The sequence below is a fragment of the Pseudomonas syringae genome (assembly GCF_021605415.1).
GTDB classification, from domain to species: domain Bacteria; phylum Pseudomonadota; class Gammaproteobacteria; order Pseudomonadales; family Pseudomonadaceae; genus Aquipseudomonas; species Aquipseudomonas syringae_S.
Genome location: NZ_WKEQ01000020.1, coordinates 23,023 through 45,942, shown reverse-complemented (window position 1 = coordinate 45,942; position 22,920 = coordinate 23,023). Strand labels below are relative to the sequence as shown.

25 protein-coding genes, 1 pseudogene and 1 riboswitch are annotated in these 22,920 nt (G+C 59.8%); of the genes and pseudogenes, 15 read left to right on the top strand and 11 right to left on the bottom strand.

The genetic code is table 11. The features are described 5' to 3' along the window. Positions 1-139: 139 nt before the first annotated feature. Together GIW69_RS15490 and GIW69_RS15485 are read right to left on the bottom strand one after the other, a co-directional pair. Complete coding sequence (locus tag GIW69_RS15490) at positions 140-355, bottom strand: TIGR02450 family Trp-rich protein (protein WP_236483558.1); 216 nt, start codon at positions 353-355, stop codon at positions 140-142. Beyond that, positions 352-1,338 (bottom strand): NAD(P)/FAD-dependent oxidoreductase, encoded by a 987-nt coding sequence (locus tag GIW69_RS15485; protein ID WP_236483557.1) that lies wholly within the window; start codon positions 1,336-1,338, stop codon positions 352-354. Before GIW69_RS15485 ends, GIW69_RS15490 begins: the two co-directional genes overlap by 4 nt. 197 nt (positions 1,339-1,535) lie before the next feature. On the opposite strand from GIW69_RS15485, the gene GIW69_RS15480 reads away from it, so the two are divergent. Both GIW69_RS15480 and hemH read left to right on the top strand, forming a co-directional pair. Further along, positions 1,536-2,438 carry a TIGR01777 family oxidoreductase gene (locus GIW69_RS15480; protein ID WP_236483555.1) on the top strand — a complete coding sequence of 301 codons (903 nt, stop codon included), beginning with the start codon at positions 1,536-1,538 and terminating at the stop codon, positions 2,436-2,438. Between the two features lie 13 nt (positions 2,439-2,451). Continuing rightward, positions 2,452-3,477 (top strand): ferrochelatase, encoded by a 1,026-nt coding sequence (gene hemH, locus GIW69_RS15475; RefSeq protein ID WP_236483554.1) that lies wholly within the window; start codon positions 2,452-2,454, stop codon positions 3,475-3,477. Positions 3,478-3,557: 80 nt separating this feature from the next. Here the strand turns inward: hemH and GIW69_RS15470 are convergent, their stop codons facing one another. Continuing rightward, positions 3,558-4,832 carry a uracil-xanthine permease family protein gene (locus GIW69_RS15470; protein WP_236483553.1) on the bottom strand — a complete coding sequence of 425 codons (1,275 nt, stop codon included), beginning with the start codon at positions 4,830-4,832 and terminating at the stop codon, positions 3,558-3,560. Positions 4,833-4,834: 2 nt separating this feature from the next. After that, on the bottom strand, positions 4,835-5,473 hold the full coding sequence (upp, locus tag GIW69_RS15465; RefSeq protein WP_122599134.1) for a uracil phosphoribosyltransferase: 639 nt from the start codon (positions 5,471-5,473) through the stop codon (positions 4,835-4,837). Positions 5,474-5,638: 165 nt separating this feature from the next. Between upp and GIW69_RS15460 the strand changes: the two genes are divergently transcribed. From GIW69_RS15460 to GIW69_RS15445, 4 genes and pseudogenes are all read left to right on the top strand, one after another. Then, positions 5,639-6,196: a hypoxanthine-guanine phosphoribosyltransferase gene (locus tag GIW69_RS15460; protein ID WP_236483552.1), complete on the top strand. Its 558-nt coding sequence runs from the start codon at positions 5,639-5,641 to the stop codon at positions 6,194-6,196. 3 nt (positions 6,197-6,199) lie between these two features. After that, on the top strand, positions 6,200-6,673 hold the full coding sequence (locus GIW69_RS15455) for a WbuC family cupin fold metalloprotein (RefSeq protein ID WP_236483551.1): 474 nt from the start codon (positions 6,200-6,202) through the stop codon (positions 6,671-6,673). 118 nt (positions 6,674-6,791) lie between these two features. Continuing rightward, positions 6,792-7,171: pseudogene (locus GIW69_RS15450) on the top strand (hypothetical protein). Positions 7,172-7,234: 63 nt separating this feature from the next. Next, on the top strand, positions 7,235-7,522 hold the full coding sequence (locus GIW69_RS15445; RefSeq protein ID WP_236483550.1) for a PA4642 family protein: 288 nt from the start codon (positions 7,235-7,237) through the stop codon (positions 7,520-7,522). A 133-nt stretch (positions 7,523-7,655) separates the two neighbouring features. On the opposite strand, the gene mqo is transcribed toward GIW69_RS15445, so the two are convergent. Beyond that, positions 7,656-9,164, bottom strand: a complete 1,509-nt coding sequence (gene mqo / locus GIW69_RS15440; RefSeq protein ID WP_236483549.1) for a malate dehydrogenase (quinone) — start codon at positions 9,162-9,164, stop codon at positions 7,656-7,658. A gap of 676 nt (positions 9,165-9,840) precedes the next feature. After that, positions 9,841-10,074, bottom strand: a complete 234-nt coding sequence (locus GIW69_RS15435; RefSeq protein ID WP_236483548.1) for a hypothetical protein — start codon at positions 10,072-10,074, stop codon at positions 9,841-9,843. Between the two features lie 205 nt (positions 10,075-10,279). On the opposite strand from GIW69_RS15435, the gene GIW69_RS15430 reads away from it, so the two are divergent. After that, entirely contained in the window at positions 10,280-10,864 is a 585-nt protein-coding gene (locus GIW69_RS15430; RefSeq protein ID WP_236483547.1) for a YajG family lipoprotein, read from the top strand. Positions 10,865-10,972: 108 nt separating this feature from the next. On the opposite strand, the gene GIW69_RS15425 is transcribed toward GIW69_RS15430, so the two are convergent. Further along, positions 10,973-11,179, bottom strand: a complete 207-nt coding sequence (locus tag GIW69_RS15425) for a hypothetical protein (protein WP_236483546.1) — start codon at positions 11,177-11,179, stop codon at positions 10,973-10,975. A 193-nt stretch (positions 11,180-11,372) separates the two neighbouring features. Here GIW69_RS15425 and GIW69_RS15420 point away from each other — a divergent pair, with 193 nt between their 5' ends. Next, positions 11,373-11,651: a hypothetical protein gene (locus GIW69_RS15420; RefSeq protein WP_236483545.1), complete on the top strand. Its 279-nt coding sequence runs from the start codon at positions 11,373-11,375 to the stop codon at positions 11,649-11,651. Positions 11,652-11,745: 94 nt separating this feature from the next. Here the strand turns inward: GIW69_RS15420 and GIW69_RS15415 are convergent, their stop codons facing one another. Continuing rightward, the gene (locus tag GIW69_RS15415) at positions 11,746-12,912 is read right to left on the bottom strand and encodes a 1-acyl-sn-glycerol-3-phosphate acyltransferase (RefSeq protein WP_236483544.1); all 1,167 of its coding nucleotides are present in this window, start codon (positions 12,910-12,912) and stop codon (positions 11,746-11,748) included. A gap of 139 nt (positions 12,913-13,051) precedes the next feature. Here GIW69_RS15415 and GIW69_RS15410 point away from each other — a divergent pair, with 139 nt between their 5' ends. From GIW69_RS15410 to GIW69_RS15395, 4 genes are all read left to right on the top strand, one after another. Then, complete coding sequence (locus tag GIW69_RS15410) at positions 13,052-13,234, top strand: CPXCG motif-containing cysteine-rich protein (RefSeq protein ID WP_236483606.1); 183 nt, start codon at positions 13,052-13,054, stop codon at positions 13,232-13,234. Between the two features lie 9 nt (positions 13,235-13,243). Continuing rightward, positions 13,244-13,504, top strand: a complete 261-nt coding sequence (locus tag GIW69_RS15405) for a putative signal transducing protein (protein WP_236483542.1) — start codon at positions 13,244-13,246, stop codon at positions 13,502-13,504. A gap of 36 nt (positions 13,505-13,540) precedes the next feature. Continuing rightward, positions 13,541-14,164 (top strand): SOS response-associated peptidase, encoded by a 624-nt coding sequence (locus GIW69_RS15400; RefSeq protein ID WP_236483540.1) that lies wholly within the window; start codon positions 13,541-13,543, stop codon positions 14,162-14,164. A 151-nt stretch (positions 14,165-14,315) separates the two neighbouring features. Beyond that, a complete protein-coding gene (locus tag GIW69_RS15395; RefSeq protein WP_236483539.1) occupies positions 14,316-15,131 on the top strand; it encodes a M48 family metallopeptidase in 816 nt (271 codons plus the stop codon). A gap of 75 nt (positions 15,132-15,206) precedes the next feature. Here GIW69_RS15395 and GIW69_RS15390 read toward each other — a convergent pair whose 3' ends face one another. From GIW69_RS15390 to GIW69_RS15380, 3 genes are all read right to left on the bottom strand, one after another. Beyond that, positions 15,207-15,791: a TMEM165/GDT1 family protein gene (locus tag GIW69_RS15390; RefSeq protein WP_236483538.1), complete on the bottom strand. Its 585-nt coding sequence runs from the start codon at positions 15,789-15,791 to the stop codon at positions 15,207-15,209. A gap of 87 nt (positions 15,792-15,878) precedes the next feature. Then, positions 15,879-16,003, bottom strand: a riboswitch (yybP-ykoY riboswitch). A 39-nt stretch (positions 16,004-16,042) separates the two neighbouring features. Further along, positions 16,043-17,041, bottom strand: coding sequence for a class I SAM-dependent methyltransferase (locus GIW69_RS15385; RefSeq protein ID WP_236483536.1), 999 nt, complete (start codon positions 17,039-17,041; stop codon positions 16,043-16,045). Between the two features lie 33 nt (positions 17,042-17,074). Next, positions 17,075-18,040 (bottom strand): 2-hydroxyacid dehydrogenase, encoded by a 966-nt coding sequence (locus GIW69_RS15380; protein WP_236483534.1) that lies wholly within the window; start codon positions 18,038-18,040, stop codon positions 17,075-17,077. Positions 18,041-18,131: 91 nt separating this feature from the next. Between GIW69_RS15380 and GIW69_RS15375 the strand changes: the two genes are divergently transcribed. The 3 genes from GIW69_RS15375 to GIW69_RS15365 all read left to right on the top strand — a co-directional run bounded on the left by GIW69_RS15375 (position 18,132) and on the right by GIW69_RS15365 (position 22,908). Continuing rightward, positions 18,132-18,761 (top strand): LysE family transporter, encoded by a 630-nt coding sequence (locus GIW69_RS15375; protein WP_236483533.1) that lies wholly within the window; start codon positions 18,132-18,134, stop codon positions 18,759-18,761. Between the two features lie 242 nt (positions 18,762-19,003). Beyond that, on the top strand, positions 19,004-20,686 hold the full coding sequence (locus GIW69_RS15370) for a fatty acid--CoA ligase (protein WP_236483532.1): 1,683 nt from the start codon (positions 19,004-19,006) through the stop codon (positions 20,684-20,686). Positions 20,687-21,021: 335 nt separating this feature from the next. Further along, a complete protein-coding gene (locus tag GIW69_RS15365) occupies positions 21,022-22,908 on the top strand; it encodes a DUF1302 domain-containing protein (protein ID WP_236483531.1) in 1,887 nt (628 codons plus the stop codon). Positions 22,909-22,920 lie beyond the last annotated feature (12 nt).

Sequence of the window (22,920 nt, the reverse complement as noted above, 5' to 3'; positions counted from 1 at the left end):
AGTCAAATGGTTTGTATAGGTTTTTTGCGAGCCGCTGATAAACCCGTAGGAGCGAGCCTGCTTGCGATTGGGTTTCACTGATGGTTGAAAGGCGTCTGAGAGTCCGCTTTCGCGAGCAGGCTCGCTCCTACAGGAGAGTTTATTTCCAGCCCATTTGCCAGGTCGCGTTGTCTTTCAGGCGTTGCCAATCCAGCCGTTCGATGCGCTGGGTGAGCACCGCCTGCAATTCGATCTGCAGCACCGTGCCGTCCTCATCTCGGAACAGTTCAGTGACCAGAAAATGTTTTTCGCGGTTTTGCGGGTGGGCTGCTGTCCATTTTGACAGCAGCAGTTTGCCTGGGTTGATGCGGTTCACTGCAGATGCTCATGCAAGCGGCGTGCGGCTTCCTGACCGCTCAGCCAGGCGCCTTCAACGCGTCCCGACAGGCACCAGTCGCCACACACATACAAACCGAGATCGGCGTCGGCCAACGTGCCCCATTCGTGGTTGCCGGCAGGGCGGGCGTAGAGCCAGCGATGGGCGAGGCTGAACGTTGGGGCGGGCATGACGCAGTGCAGCAATTCGGCGAAGGCGCCATGCAATTGCTCGATCACGGCTTCCTTGGACAGGTCGATGTGTTGCCGGCTCCAGGCACTTGAGGCGTGCAAAACCCAGGTGTCGAGGGTGGTGTCGCGACCCGGTTTGCTGCGATTGCGGGCCAGCCAGTCGAGCGGACTGTCCTGTACGAAGCAGCCTTCGAGCGGCGTTTCCAATGGTGTTTCGAAGGCCAGCGCCACGGCCCAGGTCGGCTCCATTTTCACTCCGGCGACGGCACTGGCCAGTTTCGGCGCAGCGGCCAGTAAGGCGGTGGCCTGCGGCGCCGGCGTGGCGATTACTACATGGCTGAACGGTCCGTGGGTGAAGCCTTCTGCATCTTGCAGGTGCCAGTGTTGTTCACCGCGATACACCTCGGTGATGCGGCAGCTGAATTGCACGTCGAGCCCGTCGAGCAAGCCGCGGGAAATGGCGCTCATGCGGGGCGTGCCGACCCAGCGGGTCTGCTCGTCCGGCGACAGATTCAGCTGCCCGCCCTGGAACGTGTACAACTGCGGCGTCCACTCGGCGACCCAGCCGTTGCTTTGCCAGCGCTGAACTTCGGTGACGAAGCGGCGGTCGCGGGCGGTGAAATATTGCGCGCCCATGTCCAGAGCCCCCGCATCGCTGCGTTTACTCGACATGCGTCCGCCGCTGCCGCGACTTTTATCGAACAATTGAACGGTGTACCCGGCCTCCGTGAGAGCCTGGGCGGCGGAAAGTCCGGCGATGCCGGTGCCAATGATTGCGATAGGTACAGTCATAGGGGCCTCGTTTACCTTTCTGTACAGACTACGCCGTGGATGAAACCTGTACAATTTTGTTTTTTGGTATAACTTCCTGCATTCTCGTTTTGACAGCTTGGCCTATTGTTTAAACATAGAGCCTGCCCGACTACAAAGATCCCTTCTTTTAAAAATAGACTAGGGATGCGGGTAAAACGCCACGCGAGGAAGAAGTCATGCACATATTGCTGACCGGCGGTACTGGTCTGATAGGACGTCAGCTCTGCCGACACTGGCTGGGGCAGGGCCATCACCTGACGGTATGGAGTCGCCGCCCGGAGAAGGTCGCGAAAATCTGTGGTGAACAAGTGCGCGGGATTGCCCGTCTCGAAGAACTCGGCGAAGAGCCGCTGGACGCGATCATCAATTTGGCGGGTGCCCCGATTGCTGATCGTCCGTGGACTCATCGACGCAAGGCGTTACTGTGGAGCAGTCGCATCACCCTGACTGAAAACCTGCTGACCTGGCTGGGTACTCGCCAACAGAAACCGGCGCTGCTGATATCCGGTTCAGCGGTCGGTTGGTACGGGGACGGCGGCGAGCGGGAGCTGACCGAAGAGTCCCCGCCGGTGATCGATGATTTCGCCAGTCAGTTGTGCATCGCCTGGGAGGAAACCGCCCAGCGTGCCGAAGGGCAGGGGATTCGTGTGGTGCTGGTGCGTACCGGGTTGGTGCTGTCAGCCGAGGGCGGCTTTTTGTCGCGCCTGTTGCTGCCGTTCAAGCTCGGATTGGGCGGGCGTATCGGCAGCGGGCGGCAGTGGATGCCGTGGATTCATATCGACGATCAAATCGCGTTGATTGATTTTCTTCTGCACCGCGATGACGCCAACGGTCCTTATAATGCCTGCGCGCCCGCACCGGTGCGCAATCGCGCGTTCGTCAAGACGCTGGGTCACGTGTTGCACCGTCCGGCGTTTATGCCGCTGCCGACCCTTGTATTGAAAGTCGGGCTGGGCGAGATGTCTTTGTTGTTGCTGGGTGGTCAACGGGCCACGCCGGCACGTTTGTTGGAAGCGGGTTTCACGTTCCGGTTCACGGATTTGCGCGCAGCCCTGGATGATATTGCCAGCCGCCTCTGAAATAGGAAGTTGCATGACCGATCACGCTTTGCTTCTGGTCAACCTCGGTTCGCCGGCCTCCACATCGGTGGCCGATGTGCGCCGTTACCTCAATCAGTTTCTGATGGATCCGTACGTCATCGACTTGCCATGGCCGGTACGCCGTTTGCTGGTATCGCTGATCCTGATCAAGCGTCCGGAGCAGTCGGCCCACGCCTATGCGTCGATCTGGTGGGAAGAGGGCTCACCGCTGGTGGTGCTCAGTCGTCGTCTCCAGCAGGCCATGACGTCGCAATGGACGCACGGCCCGGTAGAACTGGCGATGCGTTATGGCGAGCCGTCGATTGAGACGAAATTGCTGCAACTGGCCGCGGCGGGGCACAAACGCATCACGCTGGCGCCGCTGTACCCGCAGTTCGCCGACAGCACCACGACCACGGTGATCGAAGAAGCCAAGCGAGTCGTGCGCGAGAAAAAACTCGACGTGCAATTGTCGATTCTTCAGCCGTTCTACGATCAGCCGGAATACCTCGACGCGCTGGTCGCCAGCGCCAGACCGCATTTGCAGCAGGACTTCGACCACCTGCTGCTGAGCTTCCACGGGTTGCCCGAGCGGCACCTGACCAAGCTTGATCCGACCGGCAATCATTGCTTCAAGGACCAGGATTGCTGCAAGAACGCGGCACCTGCGGTGTTGGCCACGTGTTATCGCGCGCAATGCCTGCGCACGGCGGCGTTGTTTGCCGAGCGCATGGGCTTGCCGGACGGCAAATGGTCGGTGTCGTTTCAGTCGCGATTGGGACGGGCCAAGTGGATCGAGCCCTACACCGAAGCGCGCCTTGATGAGCTGGCCAAAAGCGGCGTGAAAAAAATTCTGGTGATGTGCCCGGCGTTTGTTGCGGACTGCATCGAGACGCTGGAGGAAATCGGTGATCGCGGCAAAGAGCAGTTCCGCGAAGCGGGGGGCGAGGAATTAGTGCTGGTGCCGTGCCTCAACGATGACCCGCAATGGGCGAAGGCATTGGCGACCTTGTGCGAAAGAGCGCCGCTGGCCCTATAAACGCATCGCGAGCAGGCTCGCTCCTACAGGTATTGCGTCGTGATCGTTCCCACTGCGTGGGAACGATCTTTGGGGGGAGGTTAAATCAGCGGCTCATCCGCCTTCTTGTTCTTCCAGCCGTCATTGCCCGGCAGAATCAGGTTCAGAGCAATCGCCACCACCGCGCACAGCGCAATGCCTTTGAGGCCCCAATCGTCCGGGCCGGTGCCGGTGCCGATCAGCACGCCACCGATGCCGAACACCAGCGTCACCGAAACGATCACCAGGTTGCGTGCCTCGGCCAGATCGATCTTGTGACGGATCAGGGTGTTCATGCCCACCGCCGCAATCGAACCGAACAGCAGGCACAGAATCCCGCCCATCACCGGCACCGGAATGCTTTGCAGCAGTGCGCCGAACTTGCCGACAAACGCCAGGCTGATGGCAAAGATTGCCGCCCAGGTCATGATTTTCGGGTTGTAGTTCTTGGTCAGCATCACCGCGCCTGTTACTTCGGCGTAAGTGGTGTTGGGCGGGCCGCCGAACAGACCGGCTGCCGTGGTGGCGATGCCGTCTCCGAGCAGCGTGCGGTGCAGGCCCGGTTTCTTCAGATAGTCACGACCGGTCACGCTGCCCACGGCGATCACGCCACCGATGTGCTCAATGGCCGGCGCCAACGCCACCGGGACGATGAACAGAATCGCCTGCCAGTTGAATTCCGGCGCGGTGAAGTGCGGGATGGCAAACCACGGTGCAGCGGCAATCTTCGCGGTGTCGACGACACCGAAATAGAACGCCATGGCAAAGCCGACCAGCACGCCGGAAATGATCGGCACCAGACGGAAAATGCCTTTGCCGAACACCGCCACGATCAACGTGGTCAACAAAGCCGGCATCGAGATCATCATTGCGGTCTGGTAGTGGATCAGTTCCGAGCCGTCGCCGGCCTTGCCCATCGCCATGTTGGCGGCAATCGGCGCCATAGCCAGGCCGATGGAGATGATCACCGGACCGATCACCACCGGCGGCAGCAAACGATCAATGAACCCGGTGCCTTTGATCTTCACGGCGAGGCCGAGGAAGGTGTAGACGAAACCGGCCGCCATCACACCGCCCATGGTCGCGGCGAGGCCGAACTGGCCCTTGGCGAGAATGATCGGGGTGATGAAGGCAAAACTCGACGCCAGGAACACCGGCACCTGACGGCCGGTGACGATCTGGAACAGGATCGTGCCCAGACCTGCGGTAAACAGTGCCACGTTCGGGTCAAGGCCCGTGATCAGCGGCATCAGCACCAGGGCGCCGAAAGCCACGAACAGCATCTGGGCGCCGGACAGTACCGTGCGCCAGAGCGGATCGTTGAACTCTTGCTGCATGGTCACGCGTCCTTCTGCTTGGTGCCGAAGATCTTGTCACCGGCATCGCCCAGGCCCGGGATGATGTAACCGTGTTCGTTCAAGCGTTCGTCGATGGACGCGGTGTAGATGGTCACGTCCGGGTGAGCCTTCTCGACAGCGGCGATGCCTTCCGGCGCGGCGACCAGCACCATGGCGCGGATGTCTTTGCAGCCAGCCTTTTTCAGCAGGTCGATGGTCGCGACCATGGAACTGCCGGTGGCGAGCATCGGGTCGATGATCATTGCCAGGCGTTCGTCGATTTCCGGAACGAGTTTTTCCAGGTAGGTGTGGGCCTGCAACGTTTCTTCATTGCGGGCCACGCCTACGGCGCTGACTTTGGCGCCTGGAATCAGGCTGAGCACGCCTTCGAGCATGCCGATGCCGGCACGCAGGATCGGCACCACGGTGATCTTCTTGCCGGCGATTTTCTCGACCGACACGGTGCCGCACCAGCCTGGAATATCGTAGGATTCGAGCGGCAAATCTTTGGTGGCTTCATAGGTCAACAGGGCGCCGACTTCCTGAGCGAGCTCGCGGAAATTCTTCGTGCTGATGTCTGCGCGGCGCATAAGGCCGAGCTTGTGGCGGATCAGCGGATGGCGGATCTCGAGGATGGGCATGGGGAAAGGCTCCGGCGGCGGGCAAAAAAACCGGCCTAGATTAATCTATCCGAGGGTGATGTCCTATAGGACATAGAGTACGTTAGTCCACAAATGCTTGATTCGGCCTCGCGGGATGCGTACCTTTGCCCGCTTTTCCAATTCCGCCAATCCCTGGAGAGCGCCATGTCCGCTGATCTCGAGCATATCCGTCAAGTCATGCGAGAGGCTGACTGCCTGTACACCGAAGCTGAGGTCGAGGCCGCTATTGCCCGCGTCGGTGCGCAAATCAACGACCAACTGGCCGACAGCAATCCGGTGGTGTTCTGCGTGATGAACGGCGGGCTGATTTTCTCCGGCAAGCTGCTGACGCATCTGCATTTCCCGCTGGAAGCGTCCTACCTGCACGCGACCCGTTATCGCAACGAAACCAGCGGCGGCGACCTGTTCTGGAAAGCCAAGCCGGAAGTCTCGTTCATCGACCGTGACGTGCTGATCATCGACGACATTCTCGATGAAGGTCACACCCTGGGCGCGATCATCGACTTCTGCAAACACGCCGGCGCGCGCAAAGTCCACACCGCCGTGCTGATCGACAAGGATCACGACCGCAAGGCGCGTCCCGACCTGAAAGCCGATTTCGTCGGCTTGCCGTGCATCGACCGTTACATCTTCGGTTACGGCATGGACTATAAAGGCTACTGGCGCAACGCCAATGGAATCTTCGCCGTTAAAGGACTGTAAGACATGACCGCGCCGGCCTTTCTCGATCAAACCCTGTTCAGTGACTTGGCCGGGAAAGCTTCGGCAAATCCACGTGGTCGCCAGCATCACAACTTCCATCAAATGGAAGATGCGTGTCATCGGATGGCCGTGGGCTTGCAGCCGAGCACCTACATCCCGCCTCATCGGCACTTGGGCGACAATAAGGCCGAAACCTTGTTGGTACTCAAGGGACGGCTTGGCGTGCTGATCTTCGATGAGGCTGGCAGCATCGTGAACAAGCAGGTGTTGGTGGCCGGTGGCGATTGTGTTGGCGTTGATCTGCCGACCGGTGTGTTTCATGGCCTGGTGGTACTGGAAGCGGACAGCCTGATGTTTGAATGCAAGGCCGGACCGTATCGTCCGGTGGGCGAGGGTGAACTGGCGGACTGGGCGCCGCGTGAAGGTGAGCCGGGTGTAGCCGCGTATCAAGCCTGGATGCGCGCGCAGTTCGATTGAAAATCAGAAGACCGCAGCCTTCGGCAAGTTCTGCAGATCCCGTGTAGGCGCTGCCGAAGGCTGCGATCTTTGCTTTTAAAGACTGCTAAAGTGCTCGGCCCTGCTTCCGGAGCCTGTCATAAGCCTTTTGATCCGCAGCTGCGCAGCCATGTTGCTGACCATCAGCCTGCCTCTGGCCGCCGCCCCGGCGCCCAGCGTCAGTCCAATCAGCAGCCGATCCCGGTCACTGCGCCGCTGATGATCCGTCTCAAGGGCAAATCCCTGAACAAAGGCGCGACGATCACGCAGGTGCTGGTCAATTTCGATGGCGAAAGCAAAAGCCTGAAAAAGCCATTGTACGATGAAAAAAGCAAAACCCTGACCCTTTATTACCCGCTCGCCCAGTACCGGGTCATCATTGATTTGCTGCGCAACGACACCGTGTATTGCCAGTTCCTCAGCTACGCCAACGGCCATATCTGGGCCGATCTGCACACCGGCGCTGTTCGTCCGCGTTGAGCCCGGCGCCTGCGCGGGGGTAAACTGCCCGCCCCGTGAAATGTCTGCGAGCTGGAGTCGGCAATGCGTAAAGATAAGAAGCAAGTGATTGGTGACGAGATCGGCGATGAGCAGATCAAACTGTTCCTCGATTTTGAGCCGGTCGATGCCACCTCGCCGTCGCTGCACAAACTGATCAAGGCGTACCGTGGTCTGCGCATCGACGATTTTGAGCGGTTTTTGACGTTCTTTGTCGAGGCCGGTTTTGATCTCGACGGCAAGGACGAGCACGGCAATGACTTTGTGGCGTTGATCAAGGATCAGCGTAATGCCCAGGAATATATCGAACTGATCGGGAAAGCACGCGGCTGAGGTTGTAGGAGAACGGCTTGCCGGCGCAGGCGTTTCTGAAATCGCATCGCCGGCAAGCCGTGCTCCTGCAGAAGGCGCATAAAAAACGCCCCGCACTCGACGAGTACGGGGCGTTTTTTATGCGGCGGCCAAATCAGGCGTAGCTTTCGGTCTCGCTGCTGGCCTCGACCAGTTCCAGCGCAACGTTGTTCTGCGTGTTGATCTTGCGATACAGCGCAGCGTCGTTCTCCAGAACCTTTTCACGGGCGGGGAAGATTTCCTTGAGCTTGGTAGCCCACTCGCCGGCGGCTTTGCTGGCGAAGCATTTTTCGATCAGTTCGAGCATGATCGAAACTGTCACCGAGGCACCTGGTGAAGCGCCGAGCAGGGCGGCGAGAGAGCCGTCCTTGGCCGCGACCAGTTCCGTGCCGAACTGCAAGACGCCACCCTTTTTCGGGTCTTTCTTGATGATCTGCACCCGCTGGCCGGCCACTTCCAGGCGCCAGTCTTCGGCTTTCGCCTCGGGGTAGAAGCGGCGCAGGGAATCCAGGCGCTGCTCCATCGATTGCATCACTTCGCTGACCAGGTACTTGGTCAGATCCATGTTGTTTTTCGCGACGGACAGCATCGGGCCGATGTTGCCGGCGCGCACCGACATCGGCAGATCCATGAACGAACCGTGCTTGAGGAACTTGGTGGTAAAACCGGCGTAAGGTCCGAACAGCAGGGATTTCTTACCGTCGACTACGCGGGTGTCGAGGTGCGGCACGGACATCGGCGGCGAACCCACAGCAGCCTGGCTGTACACCTTGGCCTGGTGATGCTTGACCACTTCCGGGTTATCGCAACGCAGCCACTGGCCGCTGATGGGGAACCCGCCGAAGCCTTTGCTTTCTTCGATGCCCGAGGCTTGCAACAGCGGCAGTGCCGCGCCGCCAGCGCCGAGGAAGACGAACTTGGCGTCGACTTCACGGGTGTTGCCGCTGTTGACGTCCTTGATGCTGACGGTCCAACCGCTGCCGTTACGCTTCAGGCCGGTCACGCGCTTGCAGTATTTGACCTGAGCATCCGGGGCGCTGGTCAGGTGTTTGAGCAACTGATTGGTCAGGGCGCCGAAATTGACGTCGGTGCCGTTCATCACGCGAGTGGCGGCGAGCACTTCGTCGGCCGGACGCCCCGGCATCATCAGCGGCATCCACTCGGCCATGGTGGCCTTGTCTTCGGTGTATTCCATGTCGGCAAAGGCGTGGTGCTTGCTCAGCACCTCAAAGCGCTTCTTGAGGAACGAGACACCGTTGTCGCCCTGCACAAAACTCAGGTGCGGCACCGGGCTGATGAACGATTTGCACGAGCCGAAGGTGCCTTTTTTGGTCAGGTACGACCAGAACTGCTTTGACACTTCGAACTGGGTGTTGATATGCACGGCTTTCTTGATGTCGACGCTGCCGTCGGCAGCCTGCGGCGTGTAATTGAGCTCGCACAGGCCGGCGTGGCCGGTACCGGCGTTGTTCCAGGGGTTGGAACTCTCTGCGGCACCGGAATCCATCAACTCGACGACTTCCAGCTTGATCGCGGGGTCGAGTTCTTTGAGCAGCACGGCAAGGGTGGCACTCATGATGCCGGCCCCAACCAGTACTACGTCGACTGCTTCGTTATGCGCCATTTAACGCGTCTCCAAAATCTGCAGCACCAAATTGTCGGCATGGCTGCCAGGCGTTCCAGGGCAGGTCAGTTGACCCTGGATACCCATGACTCGTTTCGCCATGTCCGAATCTTCGCAATTCATCGCAACTTCGACGGATGCAGACGGGCTGGCTTCAAGAGCTCCATGAACTCATTTCAGCTCAGCGCTGGCAATTCGACTTATGGCCGAGACATCCGTTTGTGCAACCAAATCCGTAGCGGACAGGCTTCAGTAACCAGTCTTCGAGGTATACCCGTTCCTGTGTCGTTGGGCTGTTTCAGACGCTAATGGTGCATGTTCAGACGCAAAACTATTCATTTGCTCGCCACACTCTTGTGAAGTTGTGAAAACCCGTTTTTTTTCACGCTCTTTTGAAGACGTGAACCTCAAAAAGGGCTGTATCCGCCGGCAAAAGCCGAGCGTGACGACAGCTCTGCAGATTCGCGAAAAGGTGGGATTTGCTCAACGAACAGCAAGCACGCCAGCTTCACTCGATCTGTGTGGGCGGCTCTCTGTGGGCGATTGGGGTGTCAATGACTGCGGTATTGACGGTGTTGCGGGGCCCGATCAGGAGACGTCCTTATAATCGGGGGGAGATTGTATCGAAGAAACGCGCGGAGTTGGTCGTGTTTAATGACTTTTATTAAGCATCCGGTCAGATGCTCAACATTGCCTGCGCCCGTGCACGAGGCTGGCGCTGAATCACCCGGGCACTGGCGGGCAGTGGCTGGTGCAACCAGTTGAGGCGAATTTCTTCGATTTCGACCCAGCCGTCGCCCATCGGTTGCAAGCTGCACTGCTTGAAGGCCTGGCAGTGGCCGTTGCGGTCGAGCAGGGCAAAGCTGCGGTGCAGCGGGCGCGGGGCAAACAATGAGATGAGATAGCGCATGTCCGGTTCCTTTTGGGTGGATTGCCCCTGAAGGTTCGCAGGCAGCCGTTACGCGAAGGTGAAAGCGCGGTGACTGATCCGTGACAGGAACCGGATTCTGAAGGTTTTGTCAGACATTTCAGTATTCACTGTGCGGAGCTAGTTACCCGCAGTGGCCCACCGCTATACTGCCGGCCTGTTTGTGCCTGATTCTGGAGAGAAGAGCATGTTGCAACGCCTGTTGTTCGGTTTGATCACTGTGACCGGTTTGACCCTGGCCGGCTGCGCCCACAGCCCGCAACAACTGAGCCCGGAACCAAAGCTGACCACTCAGCTGGCACCGGTCGGTCGTGGCCAGCCTGTTGTGGTTCGCGTGGTTGACGGTCGTCCGTCGCCAACCCTTGGCACCCGTGGCGGCCTGTACCCGGAAACCAGCGCCATCACCGTGCAGAAAGAGCAGATCCTGCCGAAACTGCAGGCCCAGGCAGAAGCCGCCGTGCGCCTGCTCGGCTTCACCCCGACCAACAGCGCGCCGAACGCGCCGCAGTTGACCGTGACCCTGGCCGAACTGAAATACCAGTCGCCGAAAGAAGGCATGTACGTGACCGAAGCCACCATCGGCGCGACCTTCCGCTCGGATGTGCAGAACGCCAACCGTCGCTACAGCGGCCGTTACGGTGCGTCGCTGGATCAGCGTTTCGGCATGGCTCCGAACCAGGAAACCAACACCAAACTGGTCAGCGATGTATTGAGCGATGCGTTGACGCGGTTGTTCAAGGATCCGACGGTGGGGCAGGTTCTGGCTGAGTAAGACTTTGGCTTGATGCAAAAACGGCGCTATCACAAGCGCCGTTTTTTATTGCCTCAAATTCCCTCTGTAGGAGCTGCCGAAGGCTCGGGCTCCTGCACGGGGTGGTGTTCAGGCGGCCTGTGAATAAAAGTCGAGGACGCTCACGCCCGTCAGCAAATCCGTCTCCGGCAAATCGGCATGTTGATGCCCGCCCAGCGCGCAATACACCAGCCAATGGCGATCCTGAACATTGAAAGCGAGGCTGCCGACGAGTGTCTGCTGTTCGTCGCTGGGGGTGATGAGGTACAGGCGATCCTGATTTTCGGCGTGCAACATGACGGATTCCGTGTCGTTTTCGAGGCGCGCAGGGTGACCGATCCAGATGACGGGGCCGTGACACAGGACAGCCATCGGTCGATTGTCATGTTTTTTATCGCGAAGACTGCGGCAGGGCGGGAGGGTTTCGGTAGAATTCGGCCGCGGTCGTCGGTCTGGCGTTCGCCATAACCGGTTTAGCTTGAGGTTTGAGATGTCGCTGCATTTGATGACGCTGTTTACTTCCCATCCCGCCAAATTGATCAACCTGCTGGCGCTGCTGTTCGCATTTCCCGGCAGTTGGCTGCTGCACGCCACCCGTCGCCGCGAACAACGCGCTATGGCCAGCCTCGCCGCCCAGCGCGAAAGCCGCCCGAGCGAAGAGCCGATGCTGGATTGGGCGACGCTGCGCATGAACAGGTTTTTCTATCGTTTCGGATTCGCCTGCCTGGGCCTGGCGCTGCTCGTTTCCTGGATCAGCACCCGCTTCTGAAAGCAAAAGATCGCAGCCTTCGGCAGCTCCTTCAGGGTGAACATAAATCCCAAGGAGCTGCCGCAGGCTGCGATCTTTTGATCCTGCTCAAAGCTTAAAGCGCCATTCCCGCCTGAACCCGATACTGGTTACGCACCGGCGTCGCATATTGCAGCACCAGATATGGACGATGCTCGGCAGGGCACGCATCCAGTCGACGCTGCCACTCCTCCGACGCCTTGGCCAGCTCATCCGCCGGGAACACCTCGGCCGCTGTCGGCACCTGCAACTGCGGATCGGCATCGGCCCATTGCGCATACGCCAGGTAATGCACCGGGAACAGGCGATAGCCGCCGAGAATCTGCTTGTCCATTTCGACGGCCAATTGCTTGGTGTCTTCGAACAACTGCGTGATCGGTGCGGCGAAGTTGACGTGTACCCGGCCTTTATAGCCGGTGATGCCTTTGGCGATGCTGACGTCATCCTCGCCCGGCGCCTTGGCGTAAGTGCCGGTGGTGGCGCGGATGTACAGCTCGCGAGCCTTGGCTTGATCGCACGGATCGTATTCGTAGCTGATCGATACCGGGGTCACGTTCAGCGACTGGATGACCTCGCCGAATGGCTCGTCCTTGCGGCTCATGTGGAACATCTTGAGGATCGCCGACTCGGTGCGGTCGTCGCCGTCCTTGGCCCGGCCTTCGGCCTGAGCGATCCAGATTGACGCGCAATCGTTGCGAATCGAATGATTGATGTAAGCCGATAGCAGTTGATACGCCGCCATTTTTTCGCGACGCCCGGTGATCGAACGGTGCACGATGAAGCTCTTGTTCAGGCGCATCAGGTCGCTGACAAACGGCTTTTGCAGCAGGTTGTCGCCGATGGCGATGCGTGGCGTCGGCAGGCCGGCGTGGTACACGGCGTAGTTGACGAAGGCCGGATCCATCACGATGTCGCGGTGGTTGGCGATGAACAGGTACGCACTGCCAGACTTGAATTGCTCGACACCGGTGTAGGTCACGCCATCGGTGGCGCGCTCGATGGTGTGATCAACGTAGGATTCGACTTTGTCCTGTAACGTCGCCACCGAAGTGACGCCGGCGAATTCACGGCGCAACCGATGGGCTATAAGGGGTTTGAGCATCCAGCCGAAGGCACCGGCGGAACGCGGAAAGCGGAAGTGGGTGAGGATATCTAGAAACGCCTTGTCGCTGAGCAGTCTTGCCAGTACCACTGGTACTTCGCTGTCGTCGTAAGGTCGGATGGCATCGAATTCGCCCATCATGCTCTCTTGTTAGAAACGGCTAGGGTAATTAAAGGTTTTGATCGAAAACCAACGGGGCACGGTCTGAAAAGGTAGCCAGACACAAATGGCCCTGCAAATAGACCGGCGATTATACGCACAAGTCACTTGGGAGACCGCGATGCTGGAACAGGCGTTTTATGATTGTCCGTATTGTGGGGAGGCGGTCGAGACCACGGTGGATCTGTCGGGTGGTGATCAGACCTATATCGAAGACTGTCAGGTCTGTTGTAGGCCGATCACGTTTGTTTTGCAGGTTGATGGGGACGAATGGATGCTCGAAGTACGTGGCGAGAACGACTGAGGAGCAACCATGCAGCGAATTTACGAGCCGGAAAACCTGATGGAAGGCGAGATGCTTAAAGGCATGCTCGCCAGCGAAGGCATCGAGGCGCACTTGGTAGGGCGCGATTTGATCGGCGGTACCGGTGAACTGCCGATTTTCGGTGTGCTCGGGCTGTCGGTCGACAATGATCAGGCCGATTACGCCCGCGAGTTGATCACTGCGTACAATGCCGCGTTGCCGTTGCCCGGCGACGAACCGGAAAGCTTCCCCGGCACGTTGGTCTGTTAGGCTGGCGTTCGTTTTATTCCTGAGTCGTGTTGCCCCATGTGTGGACGTTATGCCCTGTTTCGCTGGAACCGTGATTTCGCGGCCTTGCCAGGTTTTCCTGCCGATCAACTGGCGCAGTGGAACATTTCCCCCAATGATTCGGTGTTGATGCTGCGTGCCGAGCCGGATGGCCAACGCTCGCTCGCCCGCGCCCGTTGGGGGTTGACGCCGCCGTGGCTGACCGATCTGTCGCGCACTCCGGCCCATGCCCGGGCTGAAACCGTCGCCGAACAACCAATGTTTCGCGAAGCCCTGCGTCTGCGTCGGTGCCTGCTGCCGGCCAATGGTTTCTACGAATGGCGCGGCACCCAGCGCAAGCGCCCGTACTGGCTGACGCCGGGGGAGGGCTCGTCATTGTTCTTCGCGGCAATCTGGGAAGCGTATCCCGTGCAGGAGCAGGTGTGGCTGAGCGCGGCGGTGATTACACAACCAGCGTCGAATCAGCGCCGACCGTTGATTCTCGATGAGGCGGGGCAGGCGGCATGGCTGGATCCGGAGACGCCGCTGCATGTGTTGCAGGCATTGCTTGCCAGCGAACCGGCGGCTCTGCGCGAGCGGGTGCTGGCGAATATGGTCAATGATCCCAAGCTCAACGGCCCTGAGTGTCTGACCCCGGGTTAAGAGGATCTTGGTGGTGCTTGTGCAGGCGCTGCCGCAGACTCGGGCCGCGTTCGGAGGATCTTTTGATGTTGTACGAACCTGAACGCTTTGTATCTGGCGCCAATACAATTCCCCGCCTACGATACGCCACAGGTTTCCAGGGAGTTTTTTGATGAACAAGACATTGGTTGTAAGTGCGCTGGGCGCAGCGCTGTTGCTAGCCGGTTGCCAGTCGGTCAACACCACCAGCGGCGGTGCCGTGGGGGTGGAGCGCAAGCAGTACATGTTCAGCATGCTGTCGTCGCAGGAAGTCGACCAGATGTATGCGCAGTCCTATCAGAAGACCGTCGGCGAGGCGAACACCCAAGGTGTGCTGGACAAAACCAGCAACGACGCCAAGCGTGTCCAGGCCATTGCCGATCGCTTGATTGCCCAGGCACCGAACTTCCGTCCGGATTCGGCGCAGTGGAAGTGGGAGGTCAATCTGATCAAGAGCGACGAGCTCAATGCCAATTGCGGTCCTGGCGGCAAAATCATTTTCTACACCGGACTGATCGACAGCCTGAAACTGACCGACGATGAAATCGCTGCGGTCATGGGCCATGAAATCGCTCACGCATTGCGCGAGCACGGCCGTGAAGCGATGTCCAAGGCTTACGGCATGGAAATGGCCAAGCAAGGGGCGGGCGCGTTGTTCGGTCTGGGTCAGGACAGTCTGGCGCTGGCCGATACCGTGGCCAACTACGGTATGACCTTGCCCAACAGCCGTGCCAACGAAAACGAAGCCGATCTGATCGGCCTCGAACTGGCCGCCCGCGCCGGCTACAACCCGAATGCCGCGATCACCTTATGGAACAAGATGGCCAAGGCCTCGGAAGGTTCGCCACCGGAATTCATGAGCACGCACCCGGCTTCGTCGAGCCGGATTGCATCGCTGGAAGCGGCGATACCCAAAGTGATGCCGCTATACAACAGTAGCAGGCAGTAAGCTGCAAGCTTTGAGCTGCAAGTTGAAGCAGATCCGCTTTGCTTGCAGCTTCAGGCTTGAAGCTCAATGCTGCCCCTAGACCCAGCCGCTGCTCTGCATGGCTTTGTACACCGCGACGACCGCCAGGATCATGAACGCCGAAGCTGCCAGGCGACGGATCAGGGTCAGCGGCAACTTGTCCGCCGCAAAATTCCCCGCCAGCACCACCGGCACGTTGGCAATCAGCATGCCCACCGTGGTGCCAATAATCACCAGCCACAGTTCCGGGTATTGCGCGGCGAGCATCACTGTCGCGATCTGGGTCTTGTCACCGATTTCCGCAAGGAAGAACGCGATTAACGTGGTCAGAAAAGGCCCGAACTTGCGCGCGGTGCTGGCTTCATCGTCGTCCATTTTATCCGGCACCAGTGTCCACAGCGCAGTGGCGGTGAAGCTCGCGGCGAGGATCCAGTGCAGGACGGCGTCAGGAAAGAAACCGCCGACCCACGCACCCACGGCACCGGCGGCGGCGTGGTTGGCCAGGGTCGCGGCGACGATGCCGGCGATGATCGGCCAGGGCTTGCGGAAGCGAGCGGCGAGAATGAGCGCGAGCAGTTGCGTCTTGTCGCCGATTTCGGCCAGGGCAACGATTGCGGTGGGAACGAGTAACGAGTCCAGCATCAGGATTTCCTAAGGGGCGGGTCGACACGGCTATGACACGTACAGCCTCCCCGCCCCGGGTAAGGTGTTCGTGTCATAGGTCTTGTCAAACCCCGCGATCCGTCTGATGCGGTCGCTTGGGTCGCATACGCCATGATCTGAGGATCAAGTATGTTGACGTATGCCGGACGAGCGTGGCGCTCGTGGGAGACTACTCCCCTAGGACGGAGCGGATTCTGCCTAGGCAAAACCCATTCGGCAAGCGCTAATTTTCAGCCACGTTTTGCCCGGTAGATTCTGAATCCGTTGCCTTCAGCCTTGATCGCACACACGCCCAGATGCTCTTCGATCAACGGTTGATACTTCAGGAAACTGTTTGCGACCAAGCGCAGTTCGCCACCGTTTTTCAGATGTTTTGCCGCTTTTCGCAGCAAGTTCTCGGTGGCGAAATAATCGGTGTGTACGCCGACGTGGAACGGCGGGTTGCTCAGAATCGCATTCAAACCCATCGGCGCCGCATCGATGCCATCACCGGTCAGCACTTCGGCGTCCAGACCGTTGGCCGCCAATGTCAGGCGGCTGCTGGCGGCGGCAAAGGCGTCGACATCCAGCAATGTGACTTGATTGTGCGGATAGCGACGTTTGACCGCTGCCCCAAGCACGCCGGCGCCACAACCGAAATCGAGCAGATGGCCGCTCGGCAGTTTGTCCAGATGCTCCAGCAACAGCGCGCTGCCGCGATCCAGTCGACCATGGCTGAACACACCCGGCAGGCTGATGACTTTCAGCGGCCCTTCGGCCAGCGGCAGTTCGTACGTCTGCGCCAGGCTTTCCAGAGACTTGACCTGCGGGGTATTAGCGACGGTGACCTGCCAGAGCTGGCAATGGCGCGCGCTGTCGAGCTTGCGTGGCTTGCCGAACGGGTTGAGCTGCTTGGACGCACCTTCGATGCCGCTGCGTTTCTCCCCGACCAGATACACCTCGCGCCCGGCCAGGCGCGAGGCTACGGCGTTGAGGATGTAATCGGTCAAATCCTTGGATTTGGGCAGGAACACCACGGCGCTATCGAACTCACGCTCCGGGACGTTCACGCCAAAATGGCTGCGGCCCTCGAAGCGTGCGTCGAGCGCGGCTTGGTCGCCGGCATGCCAGCACCAGCCGAACGCATCGGGCAAGCGGCCGAGCAAATCATCGGCGGGCAACCCGGCCAGCAACAGCGGACCCTGAAATAATTCGGCCTGACGAAGCAGTACTTCACTGCGCGGATCCATAACTGCTCCCCTGAAAAAAAGTCCCGCAGTTTATCAACTGACGACCCGCAGCGCCTTAGCGCTGAAGTACGCCTGGGCGTTTTCGGTCAGTTGGCCGACGATGCGCTGCCGGGCTTCGCGACTGCCCCAGGCGTTGTGCGGCGTGACGATCAGACGCGGGATATCGGCGCTGAGCAACGGATTGCCTTGGGTGGGCGGTTCCACGCTCAGCACATCGGTGGCCGCGCCGCCCAGATGACCGCTACGCAACGCATCGGCCAGCGCCTGCTCGTCGATCAACCCGCCGCGTGCCGTGTTGACCACAAAGGCACCAGGCTTCATCGAGGCGAGTTCTCGGGCACCGATGAAGTGGCGGGTGTGTTCGTTGAGCGGGCAGTGCAGGGTGAGGGCGTCGATTTGCGGCAGCAACTCGTCCAGCGGCAAACGATCCGGACGGGCAGGGCGCCCGGGAATCTGCCCCAGCAATACGCGCATGCCGAACGCTTCGGCCAGTTGCGCCACCGCCCCACCCAATTCGCCGTGGCCCAGCAGGCCGAGGGTTTTGCCTTCCAGTTCGACAATCGGATAGTCCAGCAGGCAGAACTGCTTCGCCTGCTGCCAGCGACCTTCGCCGACGGCCTTCTGATAGTCGGCCAGGCGCGTGGCGAGGTTGAGTAGCAGCATGATCGTGTGTTGCGCCACTGACGGCGTGCCGTAACCCTGACAATTGCACACGGTGATCCCATGGGCGCGGGCGGCGGCGAGGTCGACGTTGTTGGTGCCGGTGGCGGTGATCAGAATCAGCTTCAGTTCGGGGTTGGCGGCCATGGCGGCGGCATCGATGAGGATCTTGTTGGTGATCGCCACCGTGGCGCCGTGCAGGCGTTCGGCGACTTGTTCCGGGGACGTCTGGGCGAACAGTTGCAGGTCGCTGAAGCAGTCGCGCAACGGGCTGAGGTCGAGGTCGCCGAGATCCAGGGAAGGGTGATCCAGGAAAACCGCGCGGCGGGGATTCGTCATCAACTGTACCTTTTGTGCATTGATCGGAAGGCGTAATCTGCCGAGCCTACCAGATGACATAAATAGTTACGCTTGGCCGAAAGGAGCCCCCATGTACTGGACAGAATTCTTGACCGTCGCTTTGATTCACCTGTTGGCGGTGGCCAGCCCCGGTCCGGATTTCGCCGTGGTGGTGCGTGAAAGCGTGACCCACGGCCGACGCGCCGGCACCTGGACGGCCCTCGGGGTGGGCACGGCAATTTTCCTCCACGTCGGTTATTCGTTACTCGGAATCGGCTTGATCGTGTCGCAGTCGATCATGTTGTTCAACGCATTGAAGTGGGCGGCGGCGGCTTATCTGCTGTACATCGGCTTCAAGGCGTTGCGCGCGCAACCAGCGAAAACCGTCACCGACGATCTGCACAAAGAAGTCGGCGAACGCACGGCGCGCGGGGCGTTCACTTCAGGTTTCGTGACCAACGGGCTGAACCCGAAAGCCACGCTGTTCTTCCTCTCGCTGTTCACCGTGGTGATCAACCCGCACACGCCGTTGTCGGTGCAGGCCGGTTATGGCGTTTATCTGGCCATGGCCACCGCGATCTGGTTCTGCCTGGTGGCAATGCTGTTCAGCCAACAGCGGGTACGCGCCGGTTTTGCCCGCATGGGCCACTGGTTCGACCGCACCATGGGCGCCGTGCTGATCGCCATTGGCGTCAAACTCGCGTTTACCGAGATGCATTGATCGGCCTCTACACAAAACGGCCGCGATCACAAAATTCCAGATGTGCCTGAATCTTGCAGGAGCTGCCGCAGGCTCGGGCCGCGTTCGGACGATCTTTTGATCCTGATCCGCAACAAATGCTGGCGCAAAGCTAGCATTTGTCCACCTCTGCAAATCATTCCTTTGGCTGATTTGGCCGTCACGTAAGGGCTCTAGAGTAGAAAACTCTTCGCCAATACCGTGCCGTCAGAAAAGGGATTCCTATGTTGCAGACTCGCGTTATTCCTCCCGCCGAAGGTGCCTATCAGTATCCATTGCTGATTAAACGGCTGTTGATGTCCGGCGCCCGTTACGAGAAAACCCGCGAGATCATCTACCGTGACCAGTTGCGCTACAGCTACCCGACCCTGATCGAGCGGGTCGCCCGGTTGGCCAACGTGTTGACGACAGCCGGGGTCAAGGCCGGCGATACGGTTGCGGTGATGGACTGGGACAGCCATCGCTACCTGGAATGCATGTTCGCCATTCCGATGATCGGCGCGGTTATTCACACCATCAACGTGCGCCTGTCGCCGGAGCAGATCCTCTACACGATGAACCACGCCGAAGACCGCTTTGTGCTGGTCAACAGCGAGTTCGTCGGGCTGTACCAGGCCATCGCGCCGCACCTGACCACCGTAGAGAAAACCCTGCTGCTGACCGATCTGCCGGAGAAAACCGCCGAGCTGCCGAACCTGGTCGGCGAGTACGAACAACTGCTGGCCGCCGCGAACCCGCACTACCCGTTCGAAGACTTCGACGAAAATTCCGTCGCCACCACGTTCTACACCACGGGCACCACCGGCAATCCCAAAGGCGTGTATTTCACCCATCGGCAACTGGTGCTGCACACCATAGGCGTGTCGACGATCATGGGTTCCATCGATAGCGTGCGGCTGCTCGGCACCAACGATGTCTACATGCCGATCACGCCAATGTTCCACGTCCATGCCTGGGGCCTGCCGTATGTGGCGACCATGCTGGGTCTCAAGCAGGTTTATCCGGGACGCTACGATCCGGAGTTTCTCGTCGAATTGTGGCGCAAGGAGAAGGTGACTTTTTCCCATTGCGTGCCGACCATTCTGCAAATGCTGCTCAACGCCAAAGGTGCCCAAGGCACCGATTTCGGCGGCTGGAAAATCGTCATCGGTGGCAGCGCGCTCAACCGGTCGCTGTATGAAAACGCCAAGTCGCGGGGCATTCAACTCACGGCGGCATACGGCATGTCGGAAACCGGGCCACTGGTGTCCTGTGCGCATCTCAACGATGAGTTAATGGCCGGCAGCGAAGACGAACGCACGACCTATCGGATCAAGGCCGGCGTGCCCGGGCCGTTGGTGGAGACGGCGATTGTCGATAGCGAAGGCAACTTCCTCCCGGCCGATGGTGAAACCCAGGGTGAATTGGTGCTGCGCGCACCGTGGCTGACCGAGGGTTATTTCAAGGAACCGCAGAAGGGCGCCGAACTCTGGGCCGGCGGCTGGTTGCATACCGGTGACGTGGCGACGCTCGATGGCATGGGCGTGATCGACATTCGCGACCGCATCAAGGACGTGATCAAGACCGGTGGCGAATGGATTTCCTCACTGGATCTCGAAGACCTGATCAGCCGTCACGCATCGGTACGCGAAGTAGCAGTGGTGGGCATTCCCGATCCGCAGTGGGGCGAGCGGCCGTTTGCGCTGCTGGTGATCCACGAAGGGCATGAAATCGGGGCGCGCGAACTCAAGGAACACCTCAAGCCCTTCGTGGAACTGGGGCATCTGAGCAAGTGGGCGATTCCGAGCCAGATCGCCCTTGTTACGGAAATTCCCAAGACCAGTGTCGGCAAGATCGACAAGAAGCGCATCCGCCTCGACATCACCGAATGGCAGGCCACCGACAGTACCTTCCTCTCGACGCTTTGAGCGTTCCCGGCGCGCCGAAAACGGCGCGCCAGACCCACCAAGCAAGCGCTTGGCTTGTCAAATCCGAATTTTCAGCCATCCTTGCGAGGCCGACATGTGTCGGACTGGCGAAAGGACTGTTCCAGAGTGGCCGGCAGCTGCAAATCACACTTTAGAGGGATCAAGCAGTACTACCTGCTGGCTATAGTCCGCTCAAGGATTTTTAAGAACGGAGCACACGCACTACACGGGGCGAGCAAATTTGGAATGATCTCGGGCAGCCATTGGCATCCGGATCCCCAAGCGTTTTTAAAAGTACTCACTGCCATAAAAATAATGCACATGGAGTAGCGTCGATGACCTCAGTTAACCAGTTCTGGCGCCGGGCGAAACTGCCTCTGGCCGTCAGTCTTGCCTCTTCGCTCGCCGGGCCCGCATTCGGCGTCAGTTTCAACGTTGGTGAAATCGAAGGTCAGTTCGACTCATCCCTGTCGATCGGCTCGAGCTGGTCGACCCAGAGTCCGAACAAGAACCTCATCGGCGTCAACAACGGCGGCCGCGGCCTGTCCCAGACTTCCGACGACGGTCATGCCAACTTCAAGAGCGGCGAAACCTTCTCGAAGATCTTCAAGGGCATTCACGACCTCGAACTGAAGTACGGTGACACCGGCGTCTTCGTCCGTGGCAAATACTGGTACGACTTCGAACTCAAGGACGAAAGCCGCGAGTTCAAGGACATCAGCGACAGCAACCGCAAGGAAGGCGCCAAGTCCGCCGGCGGTCAGATCCTCGACGCCTTCGTCTATCACAACTACTCCGTTGCCGATCAGCCGGGCTCCGTGCGTCTGGGCAAGCAGGTCGTGAGCTGGGGTGAAAGTACCTTTATCGGTGGCGGCATCAACTCGATCAACCCGATCGACGTGTCCGCATTCCGTCGTCCGGGCGCCGAGATCAAGGAAGGCCTGATTCCGGTCAACATGTTCTACGTGTCCCAGAGCCTGACCGAAAATCTGTCGGCGGAAGCGTTCTATCAGCTTGAATGGGATCAGACCGTCGTCGATAACTGCGGCACGTTCTTTTCGCAGCCGGACATCATTGCCGACGGCTGTACCGACAATCTGCGCGTGCTGAACAAGCGTTCGCAAATCCCGGGGATTGCTCTGGGCCCATTGGCGGCGGCCGGTGTCGACGTCAACGAGGAAGGCGTGCTGGTGCGCCGTGGCGCCGACCGCGATGCCCGCGACGGCGGCCAGTGGGGCGCGTCGTTCAGGTACATGTTCGACCCGCTCGACACCGAGTTCGGTGCCTACTTCATGAACTACCACAGCCGTGCGCCGATCTTCAGCGCGACCGGTGCGCCGCAGTCGATCTACAACGGCGTGGCAGCCCTGCCGCCGGCTTTCCAGGCACTGGGGCCGCTGGTGGTCGCGGGTAATTCGAAGTACTTCGTCGAGTACCCTGAAGACATTCGCCTCTACGGTCTGAGCTTCTCCACGACGCTGCCTACCGGTACTGCATGGAGCGGTGAACTCTCCTACCGTCCGAATGCACCGGTACAACTGAACTCCACCGACATCCTGTTCGCCGGCGTGCGTCCATTGGGCGGTGCCCTGGCCAATGCTTCGCTGCTGTCGGCGCCTCCGGGCACTGATCTGCACGGCTACCGTCGCAAGGAAATCACTCAGTTCCAGACCACCCTGACGCACTTCTTCGATCAGGTCATGGGCGCCAGCCGTCTGACCGTGGTGGGCGAAGTGGGCGTGACCCATGTCGGCGGCCTGGAAAGCACCTCCAACGTCCGCTACGGCCGCGATCCGGTCTACGGCCCGGGTGAATTGCCAGCCACCGGCGGCGCCAATACTTGCGTGGCGCTGAACAACAGCACCATCAACGGCGCGGGCCCTGGCACGCCAACCAACAACCGCAGCCGCAACTGCGACGACGAAGGTTTCACCACCTCAACGTCGTGGGGCTATCGCGGTCGGGCGATCTGGGAATACAACGACGTGTTCGCCGGTGTGAACCTCAAGCCGAACGTGGCCTGGTCTCACGACGTGAGCGGCTACTCGCCAGGCCCTGGCGGCAACTTCGAGGAAGGTCGCAAAGCGGTCAGCCTGGGTGTCGATGCCGAATACCAGAACACCTACACCGCGAGTCTGGCCTACACCAACTTCTTCGACGGCAAGTACACCACCGTGGATGACCGCGACTTCGTTGCGCTCAGCTTCGGCGTGAACTTCTAAGCACTGCATTTC

What these genes read in the sequence shown, in the direction of transcription:
- GIW69_RS15485 (WP_236483557.1), bottom strand. Translation starts at nt 1,338, where the DNA reads ATGACTGTACCTATCGCAATCATTGGCACCGGCATCGCCGGACTTTCC.
- GIW69_RS15480 (WP_236483555.1), top strand. Translation starts at nt 1,536, where the DNA reads ATGCACATATTGCTGACCGGCGGTACTGGTCTGATAGGACGTCAGCTC.
- hemH (WP_236483554.1), top strand. Translation starts at nt 2,452, where the DNA reads ATGACCGATCACGCTTTGCTTCTGGTCAACCTCGGTTCGCCGGCCTCC.
- GIW69_RS15470 (WP_236483553.1), bottom strand. Translation starts at nt 4,832, where the DNA reads ATGCAGCAAGAGTTCAACGATCCGCTCTGGCGCACGGTACTGTCCGGC.
- upp (WP_122599134.1), bottom strand. Translation starts at nt 5,473, where the DNA reads ATGCCCATCCTCGAGATCCGCCATCCGCTGATCCGCCACAAGCTCGGC.
- GIW69_RS15460 (WP_236483552.1), top strand. Translation starts at nt 5,639, where the DNA reads ATGTCCGCTGATCTCGAGCATATCCGTCAAGTCATGCGAGAGGCTGAC.
- GIW69_RS15455 (WP_236483551.1), top strand. Translation starts at nt 6,200, where the DNA reads ATGACCGCGCCGGCCTTTCTCGATCAAACCCTGTTCAGTGACTTGGCC.
- GIW69_RS15445 (WP_236483550.1), top strand. Translation starts at nt 7,235, where the DNA reads ATGCGTAAAGATAAGAAGCAAGTGATTGGTGACGAGATCGGCGATGAG.
- mqo (WP_236483549.1), bottom strand. Translation starts at nt 9,164, where the DNA reads ATGGCGCATAACGAAGCAGTCGACGTAGTACTGGTTGGGGCCGGCATC.
- GIW69_RS15435 (WP_236483548.1), bottom strand. Translation starts at nt 10,074, where the DNA reads ATGCGCTATCTCATCTCATTGTTTGCCCCGCGCCCGCTGCACCGCAGC.
- GIW69_RS15430 (WP_236483547.1), top strand. Translation starts at nt 10,280, where the DNA reads ATGTTGCAACGCCTGTTGTTCGGTTTGATCACTGTGACCGGTTTGACC.
- GIW69_RS15425 (WP_236483546.1), bottom strand. Translation starts at nt 11,179, where the DNA reads ATGTTGCACGCCGAAAATCAGGATCGCCTGTACCTCATCACCCCCAGC.
- GIW69_RS15420 (WP_236483545.1), top strand. Translation starts at nt 11,373, where the DNA reads ATGTCGCTGCATTTGATGACGCTGTTTACTTCCCATCCCGCCAAATTG.
- GIW69_RS15415 (WP_236483544.1), bottom strand. Translation starts at nt 12,912, where the DNA reads ATGATGGGCGAATTCGATGCCATCCGACCTTACGACGACAGCGAAGTA.
- GIW69_RS15410 (WP_236483606.1), top strand. Translation starts at nt 13,052, where the DNA reads ATGCTGGAACAGGCGTTTTATGATTGTCCGTATTGTGGGGAGGCGGTC.
- GIW69_RS15405 (WP_236483542.1), top strand. Translation starts at nt 13,244, where the DNA reads ATGCAGCGAATTTACGAGCCGGAAAACCTGATGGAAGGCGAGATGCTT.
- GIW69_RS15400 (WP_236483540.1), top strand. Translation starts at nt 13,541, where the DNA reads ATGTGTGGACGTTATGCCCTGTTTCGCTGGAACCGTGATTTCGCGGCC.
- GIW69_RS15395 (WP_236483539.1), top strand. Translation starts at nt 14,316, where the DNA reads ATGAACAAGACATTGGTTGTAAGTGCGCTGGGCGCAGCGCTGTTGCTA.
- GIW69_RS15390 (WP_236483538.1), bottom strand. Translation starts at nt 15,791, where the DNA reads ATGCTGGACTCGTTACTCGTTCCCACCGCAATCGTTGCCCTGGCCGAA.
- GIW69_RS15385 (WP_236483536.1), bottom strand. Translation starts at nt 17,041, where the DNA reads ATGGATCCGCGCAGTGAAGTACTGCTTCGTCAGGCCGAATTATTTCAG.
- GIW69_RS15380 (WP_236483534.1), bottom strand. Translation starts at nt 18,040, where the DNA reads ATGACGAATCCCCGCCGCGCGGTTTTCCTGGATCACCCTTCCCTGGAT.
- GIW69_RS15375 (WP_236483533.1), top strand. Translation starts at nt 18,132, where the DNA reads ATGTACTGGACAGAATTCTTGACCGTCGCTTTGATTCACCTGTTGGCG.
- GIW69_RS15370 (WP_236483532.1), top strand. Translation starts at nt 19,004, where the DNA reads ATGTTGCAGACTCGCGTTATTCCTCCCGCCGAAGGTGCCTATCAGTAT.
- GIW69_RS15365 (WP_236483531.1), top strand. Translation starts at nt 21,022, where the DNA reads ATGACCTCAGTTAACCAGTTCTGGCGCCGGGCGAAACTGCCTCTGGCC.